12 protein-coding genes are annotated in these 14778 nt (G+C 43.7%); 7 read left to right on the top strand and 5 right to left on the bottom strand.

Translation table 11 applies throughout. From position 1 onward, the window contains the following. The first annotated feature begins 143 nt into the window (after positions 1–143). From tnaA to OCV12_RS09440, 3 genes are all read left to right on the top strand, one after another. Positions 144–1616 (top strand): tryptophanase, encoded by a 1473-nt coding sequence (gene tnaA, locus OCV12_RS09450; protein WP_261884502.1) that lies wholly within the window; start codon positions 144–146, stop codon positions 1614–1616. Between the two features lie 308 nt (positions 1617–1924). Continuing rightward, positions 1925–2620, top strand: coding sequence for a DUF3299 domain-containing protein (locus OCV12_RS09445; RefSeq protein ID WP_261884501.1), 696 nt, complete (start codon positions 1925–1927; stop codon positions 2618–2620). 53 nt (positions 2621–2673) lie between these two features. Beyond that, positions 2674–3999: a metal-dependent hydrolase family protein gene (locus tag OCV12_RS09440; protein WP_261884500.1), complete on the top strand. Its 1326-nt coding sequence runs from the start codon at positions 2674–2676 to the stop codon at positions 3997–3999. Between the two features lie 89 nt (positions 4000–4088). Here the strand turns inward: OCV12_RS09440 and OCV12_RS09435 are convergent, their stop codons facing one another. Beyond that, positions 4089–4967: a LysR family transcriptional regulator gene (locus tag OCV12_RS09435; protein ID WP_239849082.1), complete on the bottom strand. Its 879-nt coding sequence runs from the start codon at positions 4965–4967 to the stop codon at positions 4089–4091. A gap of 303 nt (positions 4968–5270) precedes the next feature. On the opposite strand from OCV12_RS09435, the gene OCV12_RS09430 reads away from it, so the two are divergent. Further along, positions 5271–5510 (top strand): hypothetical protein, encoded by a 240-nt coding sequence (locus OCV12_RS09430; RefSeq protein ID WP_261884499.1) that lies wholly within the window; start codon positions 5271–5273, stop codon positions 5508–5510. Positions 5511–5717: 207 nt separating this feature from the next. Continuing rightward, the gene (locus tag OCV12_RS09425) at positions 5718–6035 is read left to right on the top strand and encodes a Dabb family protein (protein WP_261884498.1); all 318 of its coding nucleotides are present in this window, start codon (positions 5718–5720) and stop codon (positions 6033–6035) included. 93 nt (positions 6036–6128) lie between these two features. Here OCV12_RS09425 and OCV12_RS09420 read toward each other — a convergent pair whose 3' ends face one another. Together OCV12_RS09420 and OCV12_RS09415 are read right to left on the bottom strand one after the other, a co-directional pair. Next, on the bottom strand, positions 6129–7355 hold the full coding sequence (locus tag OCV12_RS09420; protein ID WP_261884497.1) for a DUF3103 domain-containing protein: 1227 nt from the start codon (positions 7353–7355) through the stop codon (positions 6129–6131). Positions 7356–7780: 425 nt separating this feature from the next. Beyond that, on the bottom strand, positions 7781–8329 hold the full coding sequence (locus OCV12_RS09415) for a DUF3332 family protein (RefSeq protein WP_026084404.1): 549 nt from the start codon (positions 8327–8329) through the stop codon (positions 7781–7783). Positions 8330–8651: 322 nt separating this feature from the next. On the opposite strand from OCV12_RS09415, the gene OCV12_RS09410 reads away from it, so the two are divergent. Beyond that, positions 8652–9551, top strand: coding sequence for a LysR family transcriptional regulator (locus OCV12_RS09410; protein ID WP_261884496.1), 900 nt, complete (start codon positions 8652–8654; stop codon positions 9549–9551). Between the two features lie 124 nt (positions 9552–9675). Here the strand turns inward: OCV12_RS09410 and OCV12_RS09405 are convergent, their stop codons facing one another. Together OCV12_RS09405 and OCV12_RS09400 are read right to left on the bottom strand one after the other, a co-directional pair. Further along, entirely contained in the window at positions 9676–11499 is a 1824-nt protein-coding gene (locus OCV12_RS09405) for a M4 family metallopeptidase (protein ID WP_261884495.1), read from the bottom strand. Positions 11500–12944: 1445 nt separating this feature from the next. Next, positions 12945–13970 (bottom strand): IS110 family RNA-guided transposase, encoded by a 1026-nt coding sequence (locus OCV12_RS09400; RefSeq protein WP_261884494.1) that lies wholly within the window; start codon positions 13968–13970, stop codon positions 12945–12947. 103 nt (positions 13971–14073) lie between these two features. On the opposite strand from OCV12_RS09400, the gene OCV12_RS09395 reads away from it, so the two are divergent. Next, a complete protein-coding gene (locus OCV12_RS09395; protein WP_261884493.1) occupies positions 14074–14745 on the top strand; it encodes a hypothetical protein in 672 nt (223 codons plus the stop codon). Positions 14746–14778 lie beyond the last annotated feature (33 nt).

Here is a 14778-nt window from a genome sequence, read left to right as displayed (position 1 = left end):
TCTATTTCTAGCTATTAATTTTTATCGTAATTGTCACGAGAATAATCGTGCATGAAATAAAATTAATGGTGATGACTCGTGACATCTAAAACAATGAATTTCGCTTTTTCGCCTTAGGCTGAATTTGTTGAAAAGGTACTATTATGGAAAACTTCAAACATCTACCAGAACCGTTTCGTATTCGCGTTGTAGAGCCAGTAAAAAGAACAACTCGCGCTTACCGTGAACAAGCCATTGTCGAAGCGGGCATGAATCCGTTTCTACTCGACAGTGATGACGTGTTCATCGATTTGCTGACCGATAGCGGTACGGGTTCAATCACACAACGTATGCAAGCAGCGATGTTGATGGGTGATGAAGCCTACAGTGGTAGTCGCAGTTACTATGCACTGTCGAACGCGGTGAAAGATATCTTCGGCTATGAGTTGACTATTCCTACTCACCAAGGTCGTGGCGCGGAGCAGATTTACATTCCTGTTCTGATTAAGAAGCGTGAAATGGAGAAAGAACTCGATCGCAGCAAAATGGTCGCTTTGTCGAATTACTTCTTCGATACCACGCAAGGCCACACTCAAGTGAATTGCTGCGTGGCGAAGAACGTTTATACCAAGGAAGCGTTTGATACCTCAGTGAATGCCGACTTCAAAGGCAACTTCGATATCGTGAAATTGGAAGAGGCGATCTTAGAAGCGGGCGCTGCCAACGTTCCTTACATTGTGAGCACCATTACCTGTAACTCAGCTGGTGGACAGCCTGTCTCTATCGCCAACCTCAAAGCCGTGTATGAGATTGCACAGAAGTACGATATTCCAGTGATCATGGACTCTGCACGCTACGCTGAAAATGCTTACTTCATTCAGCAACGTGAAGCCGGTTATCAAGATTGGACTATCGAACAAATCACTCGTGAGTCCTACAAATACGCGGATGGTTTGGCTATGTCGGCTAAGAAAGACGCAATGGTACAAATGGGTGGTTTGTTGTGCTTCAAAGATGACTCTTTCATAGATGTGTACACAGAGTGTCGAACTTTGTGTGTCGTGCAAGAAGGCTTCCCAACCTATGGTGGCTTAGAGGGCGGTGCAATGGAACGCCTTGCGGTTGGCCTCTATGACGGTATGCGTCAAGATTGGTTGGAGTATCGCATCGGTCAGGTTCAATATCTCGTTGATGGCTTAGAAGCGATAGGTATCGTGTGTCAGCAAGCGGGCGGTCATGCTGCGTTTGTGGATGCGGGTAAACTGCTTCCTCATATTCCAGCAGGTCAATTCCCCGCACATGCGTTGGCGTGTGAACTGTACAAAGTGGCAGGCATAAGAGCGGTTGAGATTGGCTCGTTATTGCAAGGCCGTGACCCGGTAACGGGAGAGCAGCATCCATGTCCTGCAGAGCTATTGCGTTTAACCATTCCACGCGCGACTTACACACAAACACACATGGATTTCATTATTGAAGCGTTCGAGAAAGTGAAAGAGAACGCAAGCAAAGTCAAAGGGCTCGACTTTACCTATGAACCGCCAGTGTTAAGACACTTTACGGCGCGCTTGAAAGAGGTAGAGATAAGCGAGAAACAAGCAGGAAAAAAGAATGAACAAACGCTCGAAGAAGCATTTTAAAATAAAAACATAAGCGAATAGTCACAGACCAAAGAGCCGTTTTTTAGCGGCTCTTTTTTTGTGGGTGCTCTTTTATTTTTGGAGCTCTTTTTACTTTGGGAGCTCTTTAGCTGAGAGAGTTCTTTCTATTGTTGGAAAAGCAGAAATTGAGAGAACAGCAGAAATCAAAATACGTAGGATCCGATCCTACAAGAGAGATAAACGTAAAATCGGCGCACCTCATATAATTCCATTCATCGCCTAGGTCGTTATCGATGAGCAAGGCTTTAAAAGATTGTTTACTCAGTGGAATAGTAGAAGGGTTGTGTATGAAGATTAAAGTTTTGATGGCGTTATTGGTGGCTCTAACTGGATATTTGATGACGTCTAACTCCGTTCACAGTTCGAATATCCAAAAGAACAATGCTGATCTCAATTGGGATGCGTTAATCAAACCAACCAAAGAAATTCAGAACCCTTTTGAAGACCTCTCATACGAAAACATTACCTTGTTACGAGAGTACGCGGGTTTCCAGGATGCGATCAAAGCGGGTGACTTAGACAGTGACCCCAAATACAGCGACTACATCAATAACCAAGTGCACAAAATCGCAGATGTTTTGCTCGATGAAGGGCTCGATGCAAACAAGCTCTACGACTTGCGAAACCAGATGATCGCGCTCAACGAAGAACGTTTTTATACTCCGAACCCTAAAGTTTTGGACAAGAACTGGAAGCTGGGCGGTTACATGGTACCGATTGATTTTGAAGGGCTTTCTGTTACCAAGTTCTTTCTCGTACCTATCGCTGGCCAATGCATTCACACACCTGCGCCACCTGCGAATCAGATCATACTGGTCAACTACCCAGAAGGGATCGTGATGTCCTCTTTAGAGGCGCCATTGTTCATTGAAGGGACATTGCAGAGCGAGTTAAACATCGACCAAGGCAATTACTACGATGGAACAAACAGTGTGGAAAGCATTTACCACATGACGGCGACTAACGTTGCATTTCTAAACTGATTCACTTGATCCAATTGACACTAATCCAATCCAAATTACTTAGGTTTATCGTTATGCTTTACAAAAAAACAGTGATCTCTTCTTTAATCTTGTCGGCGCTTTCTTTCTCTTCACTTGCAGCAGAAAGCGTATTGATCAAAGACGTCAAAATATTCGACGGCACCACCAACGGCCTAACATCCAACATGGATGTTCTGGTTGAAGGTAACACCATTAAATCGATTGGTGAGAACCTTGACCAACAAGGTGTAACGTCAGTGATTCAAGGTGAGGGTAAAACACTGACACCTGGCTTTATTGATGCTCACGTGCATCTATCGCTCCAGTTGGGTTTCGGCGAAATGATGGTGGCAGACGAGTACCGTTTTGCCATTGGTCAGGTTGAAGAATCTGAAGCCATGTTGATGCGTGGTTTCACTACCGCTCGTGACATGGGCGGTAATACTTTCTCTCTAAAGAAAGCGATTGATTCAGACATGGTCAATGGCCCAAGAATCTACCCGTCTGGTGGCGTTCTAACGCAAACAGGTGGTCACGCTGACTATCGTATGCCTAATAGCCTGTCTAAGTTACACACCAATGATCCTGACCCATTTGTTCGTGGTGGGCACACCGAGATTGTTGATGGTCAGTCTCAAGTATTAACAGGCGCTCGTGAACAACTGCGTAAAGGTGCAAGTCAGGTCAAAATCTTAGTTGGAGGCGGAGCTGCTTCACCAACGGATCCTCTTGATGTGACTCAGTTCTTGCCAGAAGAGGTGGATGTGGCAGTAAGAGCCGCAGATAACTGGAACACTTATGTCGCTGCGCACGTGTACAACAATCACGGGATTCGTATGGCGCTGGATAACGGCGTGAAATCGATTGAGCACGCTAACTTCATCAGCGAAGAAAACCTCGACTTATTAATAGAGAAAGACGCGTGGTTGAGCGTTCAAACCTTGGTATACATCAACACACCCGCAGGAGTGAACGAAAGCCAGAAAGCCAAGTTCGCACAAGCGTTTGATGGCTTAGATAATACGTTCTCGCTTATCAAGAAGAAGGGATACAAGAAGATAGCCTTCGGTACGGATGTGATTGCCGATCACTCATTAATGGCGCGTCAAAACGAAGAGTTTACCAACCGTACCAAGTGGTTCTCAAACTACGAAATCCTTCGCCAAGCGACTTCTGGTAACGCGGCGCTGCTTGAAATGTCTGGCCCTAGAAACCCATATGAAGGGAAGCTTGGTGTCGTAAAAGAGGGCGCACTGGCGGATTTGATTTTGGTTGATGGTAACCCGTTGGAAGACTTGTCGGTATTAACTAACCCAACAGACAACTTCGACATGATCATGAAAAACGGGACTATCTACAAAAACACGACTCAAGACTAAGTAACTCGATGGTTGTCGATTGATATCAAACGCTGAATCGTGAATTAACAAAGGGCCTACTGATGAAGTAGGCCCTTATTGGTTCGTGGTTACTTGTTTTGCAATACTGACTTGAGGATCTTCAAAAGCCATTGGTTCACAGGTGCGTCTTTTTGTGAACGACGACAGCTCATCACATAACTGACACCGATAGTCAGCTTCTCGGGTAAATCAATGCTTCGACAGCCTTCTGGCACACTGCCATCTAAGGTGATCCCAAAATAGTCAGACTTCAACACCACATCGTGGATCATGGCGGGGTGGTCGACTTCAACTTTTGGCGTGACGTTGAAACCGACGTTTCTGAGCCTGTCGATAATTGGGTATTTATTGTCATTCCACCCAGGAGTCTTGAACAGAATGATTGGGTAGTTAACCAATGACTCAAAGGTTTGTGCTTCGTGGTCATTTCGAACGAAGAACACCGCTTTGCCTTTGCCTATTTCCTTCTGTGAAATGGATTGCGGCAAGCCTTCATCAAAGTAGTGAACCGCGACAGCGTCTTCACCGTCGATGAGCCTGTTTTTAACATTGGTTCCCCATCTCACAAAGGAATAGTGGGCATGTGGCGCTTCTTGGCTGAGTGCGAAGTAGAGCTTAGATCCGTAGCGTTCCCAAAACAGGGTATTGGCGTAAATTTTGATGTCGCCCTGATAAGTCTCAGGAGTGAACACTTGGTGCTTGATGGCTTCGACACTCGTGAGTATCTGCTCAAAGTTTTCGATATTGGTTTCGACAAAAGTCGTTGGCTCAAACCCGTGTTTGGTTTGAATAAACAAGGGGTCATCAAGCTGCAATTTTAGCTTCGACAGGTTCTTGCTGATCGCCCCAGAGGTTTTTCCTAGCGACTCTGCAACCAAACCAACATTGCGAAGCTCATACATACGTTTGATGACCAAGATATTCTGAATATCGAGATTGATGTCCACAAGCACTCCGAATTGGTTAGGTGATTACGATGCGATTCTTTGTTGCGAATGAAGCGTTAAAGCATAAAAGCGCGACAACAGAGAAACGTAAAAGCATCTGACTCTAATATCATAGTCATGAGTTCTAAGTTTTAAGACAGCACAACGTCAAGATGTGAACTATTTCGTTGATTTATCGAGCAAGTTTCCATTTTGTAAATCTTGCTTTTCCTCGAATGGCCTGCATCCGGTTGTTAAAGTTACCTCAACAAAGAAACACAGTAACTAAACGAACATAATATTAAAAATAACGAGGGGTGATGTATGAACAAGTTAATCGCACTAGGCTTGATGGCTATTTCAATGAATACTGCTTTTGCGGCTGATGGAACCTATACAGGCACCATTGATATGACAATGAGCCAAGGCAATCAGGTAAATGTAGAGCGTGTTGAGTCTGACCTTACTCTTGAAGGAAGAAATGACGCGAGCAATGGCGGAATAAAATTCCAAAAGAACGTTGATCAAGACCAAGCGATTCAATTAACGGGTCGCCGTGACTAACGCTTAATCTGTGCTTACCATGTCCATGGAAAATGCTGTGCCCTCGGGTGCAGCGTTTTTCGTTTTAGAGTCTTTTATAAAATTTATTCATCTAGCCTTGGCTGTATCTGTAACCTGTGGCATTTTGTCTTTCTATTAACGTTAACTTGCGATTGGGTGTTTGCTCGAATGACACACCAGTAAACGAAGACTCGAAAAGGACTAGGAATGAATCGAAAAGAAACGGGAATGATTCGTCATATTTTGCTGATTAAGTTTAAACAAGATGCAGAAGTTTCTGAAATAGAGAAGCTGAAAGGACTGTTTGAAGCAATGCCAAGCAAGGTGGAAGGTGTGACTTCAGTCGAGTGGGGGCTAAATGACAGCCCAGAAAACAAGAACCAAGGTTATACCCATTCGGTACTAATGACGTTCGTTGATGAAGCAGGTCGTCAGAACTACCTTCCACATCCAGAGCATGATGCGCTGAAAGATGTGTTTCGTCCGCTTCTAGAAGACATCATTGTGTTTGATTACTCCCTGTAATTCGCTTGTCTTTGGTTCTCGATCTGTCTGAGTGACCTTTGACAACAAAGAGTTAGGGCTTAGTGATTAAGCCCTAACGAAATAAGAAACAATTTACTCTGTTGGTGAAATCGTGACAGGGGCGAATGAAGCAACCGCATTTCCGCCAGCGCCCGGGCGATCAACGTAAGGGGTGTTTTGCATTAAGGTGTAGTACACGTCTACGAAGTCATCGTCATTCACTAATACGCCTTCAGGAATCACATCAATGATCTTACCTGTGATTTGCGCAATGATCGCATACCCTTGAACTTCTGGGTCAGGAATCATCTTCAATATCTCTTCTGCGGCTTCGACTAGTAGCTTGGCTAACGCTTTGTAATCTGTGCCGTCATCGTGCTCCATCAAAATCATATCGGCAGCGCCCCAACGGTAACGAGGCCAGAAGATCACGGTTTGATTTGGGTAATACGTCTGTTTGTCGTAGTCCAGATAAGGCATCTCAACCAGATCAATCTGTGGTTCTAAACGACTTGAATCGACACCTGTCACTATGGCATAGATTTCAGCTTTGCCAGAGATCCACGGTTCTTGGTCGACAGCCAAACGGATTTTCGTTAACTGTGTGGTGTTCAACGGCTCAGGTTCAGACATCGCCATCGAGCGTTGAGCTTTGCCCATAAAGGTTTGTTTTTGAGCCTTACTGTTTTTACTCCCTTCACTGTCGCTGGTGGTTTTGGAGCCGGAATTGATTTGTGTTGCAGTACCTAATTTGTTCATCTCGGCCTGCATCGCCATTAAGCCTGCTTTGAGTTCTTCTGAGCCGTTGCTATCAATAACAAACACAGGAACGTCGGGCATTTGGTACACATCTAACTCATGTACTTGCCCATACACATCGTACGCTTCGATGTATTGCCAATTTGAATCATCACCAGAGGGTTCGTAAGCAAACAGCGGGCTCTCACCATTCTTCCAAGCTTCAATCATCGCTTCATCGGCCATGCGAATCTCTAACACAGAGTCACTGAAGTCGTTGATCCCTTTCATCTTGCGGTAGCTAAGATCGGCTTTCTGCATTTTGCTTGAAAACGCGGAGTAGGGCTTGTCTGAGTTCAGCTTGTCTATCGGCGTAGACAGCTGCTTTTCTGTTATCTGATCTTTTAGAGAAAGCTCAAGATCCGAGTAGCGGGCACTGATTTGCAACGCCAAAGATTGCTTTTGTGCTGAGGAGTTCTCTGAAAGAGAGCGTGCGTCTGTCGTATCGATATTGTTTGCATAGGACTGGAAGCCAACCACTGTTGTTGCAAGCACCATACTGATAGAGAAAGATGGTCTCATAAATAATCCTTATTTTAATTTTTATCATTAATAGAGCATTTGCCCTATAAGGATTAACCTATCAGTAAGGTGAATGTGTTTAAAAGTTAGACAGCTTATTTTTATTTCGTTGTGCAGCACAGGATCTCAATTTAAATAATTTATAAAATATTAAGTGTGTGACGACTTGATATATCCAAATTTATAAACCAATCAGTAGTTAATTAACAAAATTATTAACTGTATAGGCTGGGTATATATGTCTGTAGGTTCAAAAGAGTACGCTCAGGTATGAGGGTATCTATTGGCTTGTATAGGGCAGATAAGAAAAAGGGCTAGCGCTTGGCTAACCCTTTTATGTTTATAAGCGAACGGCAATGCTTATAAAGACTGACTGTTGTTGGTGTATCTATTATCTCATTACAGAGCGGCGTTATATCAGCGCTTTAGCCCTGAGATTGCTCTGCGGATGCCATGTACATTTGCATCTCTTCTAAGCTTGTTTTTGCGATAACTTGGTTATCAATAGAGTAGTGAACTTCATCGCCAAAGCGCTCGCCCGTTAATGTCGCGTGAGAGCCGTCGTTGTAAGTTAGCTCAATTGCGATTTGGTCTTCGTTGATCACTCTCATCTCACTGTGGTCAATCACATGCTTTGCCAGCGGGTCGATCGGCGCTTCAGTTAGGCTGTCATCCAGTTGGTCATTAACATCAATGTACGTATCTACTTTGGTGTCAAAGATGTGAGGCTTTTTGTTGATTGGGTTCTTACCCGTCCAAAATTCCAGTGAGTTAAATACGATGTAATCGGCGGCAACGGTAATACCGTAAGCAGGGGCAAGTAACATGTTTAGGCCACCACGAGCGTAACGGTTATCAACGGCTTTCACGTTAAATTCCATTAGTTTTCCGGTTACGGCATTGCTGCCCACACAACCAAATAAGGTCACAAGGCTCATTGAGATTATTATCGGTTTTGCAAATCGGTTAATCATTATCTATTTCTACACGTGTCTGTTTAGGAACGGATAATTATGTCAAAGTCATCTGCGTTCTAATATAACGCCACGCCTATACTTGATATCAGAAAATCCTATATCTCTATATAAACCAACACCTTGCTTATTCGCTTTGTTTGTTTCCTTTGCTATTTCGTTCGATCCTACCGTACTAGTTCGTGTTATTTACACTTGGTGTTTTTACAATGAACTGTCATGACCATAACTGAATGATGGGAATTGAACAGGATAATAGAGGGCAAGTTAAACGATATTAATTCTCCGTTTATTCATATAAATGACCGCCTAAAGGGCTCGAATGAAACGATTTAATCTGAACCTCATCTATTACTTTATTGCGATATATGAAGAAGGAAACTTAACGTACGCAGCAGAGCGGCTCAACATCTCACAACCTAGCCTCAGTGCTCATTTGAAGCAACTTCGAGACGAGTATCGTGATCTGCTCTTCGTTAGAAAATCGTACACGCTTGAACCGACGCCAGTTGCTAACGACTTGTACCCAATCTTTAAGCAAGCGCACAAACTGGTCTCTCATTCGTTGCCTGAAACGCACGACTTTGAACCCAAAGAGTGCAGTTACACGTTTAGAATTGCCGCGATGAGCATTTCAAGCAGTGTGACGCTGCCGCAAGTTCTGGATAGGATTCAGAAAGAAGCACCAGACTGCGTGATAGAAATCGTGAACATCAAAGAAGACATGGCGACCGACATTCGAGAGAAAAAGATCGATCTTGTTGTCGACTTAACCAGCGCACATCCAACCTTATTAAGCCAAGAGGTCTGGAGCGACGAGTTATGTATCGTGTGTAGCCAAAACCACTCGAACATCGACGAGCAAGTCAGCTTAGAGCGATACCTTTCAGAAAAGCACGTGACGCTCACACATGATAACTACCGAGTGAACCAGCTTTCCGACTTTCACAGCCCAATCTTTTCAGAGAGGAAAGTAGCAAGAAAGCTGAATTCGATAGCTGACTTCTCTGAGACCATCTACAACAGTGATTGGATTGCCACCTTCCCTAAAAGTGTGGCGAAAGCGTACTTCGATGAAGAAAAAATAAAGATGTTTGAACTGCCATTCGAATACAACAAGCCATCATTGAGTGTGTATTGGCACAGCAACCGTAACGACGACATCGTAAACCGATGGTTAAGAGAACTGTTTACCAGTGAGATCTTAAAACTGTCTGCGTGATCAATGTGGCTTCTTAATTGGTCATCTAAGTCTCTAGAACAATCTAGCCTTTTAATAAGCAATAAAGCCTACTCATGTGAGTAGGCTTTGTTATTGGTTGCTACCTTAAGCGCTACGTTCTAACTCAATCTAAACGCAACGTTAGGCCAGAGTAGTTCGAGTACCCGCGAAGTAACACATGATAAGTCACGCCCGGTTGCGCGCTCACACTGCACTGTTCATTATTGCCAGCGCGATAAGGGCGACAGTCGTAACTGGGTGTGGTTGGCTTGCTTCCCGATTTCACGTAAAGGTCGGCATCGCCTGAACCGCCCGACATTGAAACTGTCACGCTTGATGCAGAATCCACGGTGAAGGTGTAGAAGCTCTCTGAGGATTGATTCCCGCTTAGGTTCGAAATCGGTGTGCCTTTCGTTAGCACATTGCCAGTAGGAGGCGTGACACCACAGCTTGCATTTACGCCTACGGTGTTAAAGGCATCTTCAACATCGGCAACCACATAACCCATGTCTGCTGCGGCTTTCGCAACGCCACACGCACCGGCATCAAAGGTACTGTTTGCCGTCCAATACAGTTGGTTTGCGACTGTGAATATTTCAAATCCCTTACGTACATTCCAACCTGATTTGTTCGCTAAAAGGTAAAAGGCGCGGTTATAAACACCGCTAGACAAGTGAACGTTCAAACCGTCGTAGTATTCAGAGGCATGATCAATCGAGCGGCCATCTTTTGATGGTTGGTCAAAGTAACGCAAGCCACCTTCCGATTTGAATATGTCGCTACCCACAATCCAATCCACATTGCCACGCAGATAGTATTCAGCCGCTTCGCCCGCAATATCAGAGAAGGCTTCGTTAATACCGCCCGACATGTTTCTGTAAACAAGCCCCGAGTTCTGCTCTGTGAACCCGTGACTGACTTCGTGAGCACTCACGTTAATATCGACCAATGGATAGAAGGTGCTGCCACCATCGCCAAAGGTCATTGATGAACCATTCCAAAACGCATTCTCGTAATTCGAGCTGTAGTGAACACGCATGGTCAACTGGAAGGTTAACGGCGAGGTGTTCATCCACTCTTTGTACATATCAAACACGACGTTACCGAAGTAGTGCGCATCGTTAAGAGGCGAGTAAGCACCGTTAATGTATTTGTGATCGGTGTAGTTGGTTCCGTCGGCACAGTTGTAGCTGTAGGCAGCGCTGCCAGATGTTCCGTGGTTCAAGTTGACCGTCTTAACCGAATCGTTTTCTAACTTACACGTCGTGCCTGTTTTGTCGATGGAAAAGCTAGGGAAGTCACTGCCATATTCATATCGAGTGGTTTTGAGGTTACCACCGGGGCCAGTACCAGACGATTTAGCATGGTTTAATCCATTCCATTTTTGGATTACTTCGCCAGTCATGGCATCAATAAAGTAAAAAGGGCGCTCTGGATAAGAGGAAGCGATAAAGAAATCGACCAGATACACCATTTGCGCGGTTTGGTTCTCGTCCAGTCTCACCATGAGTTTTGCATTTTTGTTTTCAATCGACTTTTTGCCGACAGTAAACGTGCGGTGAGAGGAAATCGCAGCTTCAATCGCTTGTTCCTGATTCAGTTTTGGCGCGATGCTGGATAAGTCTCCACTGATCCCTTGTGCCATTGAGCCAAATACCTGAGTGGGTTGGTTTTTGGAAAGGGTGGCGACAACGGAGGTATCAAAGACGGGTAAACCTAGGTGAGTTTGCTGATAGCGGACTTTCGTTTTCCCATTGGGCAATACCACCCGTTTTACTTCAGAAAAACCTAATTCTAGTGGGGCAACACTCTTCGACTGCGCGACGAGGCTTTGTTGTAGCAGTGTATCGTTATCGACTCTGACCATTTCTGCAGCGTGTGCAGTAAAGCCGAAAGACGTACCTAGAATGGCTGCTATTTTCCAGCTTAATTGACGTTGTTGGTTCATTTTACGTTCCTGATTTTAATATAAACTCCTTCTTCCCAACGGCTTTATAGGAAGTCTATATGCAACACACAAATGCCATGTGTTGCGAATCAAGATTGGAAGAGCATTTCGGCTTATGACAAGTTTTTATTAGAGATTTAATTTTAGAGTATGTAATTCAAAGTTTACAAAAGTTCTTATTGATCAAATTGTTTTTATAAAATTAAATTTTATTATTTATCGTAAACGTATGAAGGGGCGGGAGTTATTAAAATCCGCTTTGTTTGAATCTATAGAATGAATTTCTCTAAGTTAACTTCGATATTTTTCTGTTTTTATCTTAATTATTATTTTATAAATAACCAAGTTTTTATAAGTTAAATATTGTCTTTATTATCAATAGCAAACTTGTTTTAACAATATCACTAATTACAGTTCTCACCTTTTTTAACACTTAGTCTCGTTAGATAGGAAAACATCTACATTTTCATGTCCAATCACAAACTAAGAAAGATAACTCATTGTTATTAATCGAGTAAGTCGCTTAAGATAGGCAGCATAAGAAACTAGACAGAAAAATTCTGCATTTAAATACAGAATTTCTCTGTCTAATAGCTGTTATGAAGTGCTCACTTTTTAACTGAAAGTGAGCATTTCAAGCGATTAGTAACAACCGTACTCATTACACGTAGAGGAAAAACTGTTGCCGTTCGAGTCAGTACCCGACGTAAATGTAGAGTTTCCAACTCTGTTTGTGGTGCTATTCCAAGAGTTGCCATCAGCCGATGTACCGTTGGTAAATGTAGAGTTCCCAATTGTTGTACTAGTTTGATTCCAATTTGAACCTGTTCTGCTATTACTACCTTGCACGGTGGTAGTATTTCCATACTTTTGCACGCTGTACGTATTACCACTGTCATCGTAACAAGTTTTAAAGGATTCTGAGCCGATACAGTTTGCATAGCTTGTTGCTGGTAAAGCTAATAGAAGTGTGAAGAACAATTTTTTCATGTGTACTGCCTTTTTTAATTTTTGCGAATGATATACGGTTAGTTTAATGAGGTCAACGTACGCATTTCATAACAAAGCGTTTAAGACGGATTCCCAACGTTTGGCATTTTCGGTTTGATTCAGCTTTAGTGTTTACGGCACAATGGTTTAGGTCGGGTGGCCTGCGTTGCTCACCACTTAACGCGGCTACATGGATTCCCCCCAGGTTGTCAAACATCCGCTAAACTTATGTTGATGGGTTTTGGACTGCCGCTCTACATTCGGCCTACTTATCGACGATTCGCATACGTCGTGGCCCTGATGACTTTGCGCGACTGCGGTGCCTTATTCGTTAGATGACATCTAGTGTGTCCGCCGCATTAACAGGCTCTCCGCAAGTGGTCTTAACCTATCTCCATCATTAGCGTCTGCAATGACCCGGTGGGTTTAACTCTTTATGCTGCTTAAGTTTTTACTTAAGCAGCATAGTTTTCATATTCTGTTTGATTGTGTAAAAGCGACCATATAATCCGTGCGTTCTTCGCAGCAAGTGCCACTATCGCTCGGTTCATTCCTCTTCGTTCTAGAACGCCGCGACACCACTGACTTAACTTATCTTGCTTGTCGCCAAGATTGGCAATCACGGTCCTTGCTCCGTGAACTAATAGTGTTCGTAAGTATTTGTCGCCGTGTTTGGTTATCCGACCTAAGCGAGGCTTTCCTCCCGTCGAATATTGCTTTGGTACTAAGCCTAGCCAAGCAGAGAAATCGCGACTTCTATCAAATTGAGAGCCATTACCTATCGAAGCGAGTATCGCTGTTGCAGTTTGCGGCCCGATACCTCGAACCTTAATCACTCGTTGAACATTAGCGCTGACCTTAGCAAAAGAATCGAACACTTGCTCAGTCTCGGCGATACGTTGATTGAGTTCGTCAAGGTGGTGATAAGCATCGGCTATCACCGTTCTTGCGAGGTGTGGTAGTTCACTTTCTGCATCTTCGAGCATTAAGGGAACCTGTCTCATCAATGAAGAGCGACCAACAGGAATGATTAATCCGAATTCAGAGAGTAGGGCACGCATGCGATTCATAAGCGCGGTGCGTTCACGAACCCAATGCTCTCTCATTCTATGTACCGATAAGATGGCTTGTTGATCGGGGGATTTTATGGGCACAAAGCGAGTAGGTGGACGCTGAACAGCTTCGCAGATAGCTACTGCATCGTTAAGGTCGTTCTTCCCTTTAGTTCGATAAGGAACCACGTATTTAACAGCCATAATGCGGGTGTCGTGACCAAGTTTATTGAGTGTTCTTGCCCAATAATGTGCACCACCACACGCTTCAACGCCTATACGCATGAGTGGCATATTTGCTATTGTAGTCAGTAGTTTAGAGCGAGTTACCGACTTATGAAGTATGACCTTACCATTTTGGTCTACGGCATGAAGACTAAAGTGGTTTTTAGCTAGGTCGATACCGCAGAAATAAGAGTAATCAGACATGGTGCCTCCGATGTATTTAAGTACCACATAAGTGTGGCAGATCCTCGGGAGGGGGAATCCATGTCATTCGTTAGGGCTCTGGAACAATTTGAGTTAGGTAAATATGGATAACGAAGAAATAAAAAAAAGCGTAAAAGACTATTTTACTAAAGCGTGTGAGGTTTTAGACCGCACTCGCTATCAACAGGAGCCTGCATACGTTGACGCTCTAATCGGACGTTTGGATGGCACGCTTTATTTGGGTGATGATCAAGGTTTTATTCGCTTTAAGCCCACAGTAGTCGCAGATCGTGGACCGGCTTCCGCGGAAAGTTTATATGGTGCTGATTTTGCGATTGTATTTGAAAGTACAGAGGTGAAAGAGCCGATAAAAAAAGCGATTTTCTCCCAAGCAAAAAATGGGGATGCTACAAAATTACCTAAAAAAGATGCTGAAAAGTTAGATGAGCAGTGCGCCAAAATGGCAAGATTTACTGGTCACTATATGGTTTTTGAAGCCCCTATGAAAGATGGTGCTATGCCTACTATTCGGTTTGGTAAACCTAGCAAAAAATCGTGGGATAAAGGCAAAAATAATAGTATTAGATTAGACGATTACTTCTTGGACTATATCTTGTCGTGCAAGCATGGAGATAAGCGACATAACTTTATTAAGAATGTCGCAGCCAGTAATTTGAAAGGCTTAACGGTTGACGTCAACGGTATTGATTATACTCCGACCCCACCCGCAAGAAAGAAAAAGAATAATAGGAATAGAGGTAATAAATTGGGTTAGAGCCCATACAAACAATTTAAGAGTGATTCTCCA

This window comes from Vibrio pomeroyi, assembly GCF_024347595.1.
Lineage (GTDB): Bacteria > Pseudomonadota > Gammaproteobacteria > Enterobacterales > Vibrionaceae > Vibrio > Vibrio pomeroyi.
This window is presented reverse-complemented; position numbering and strand designations above follow the sequence as displayed.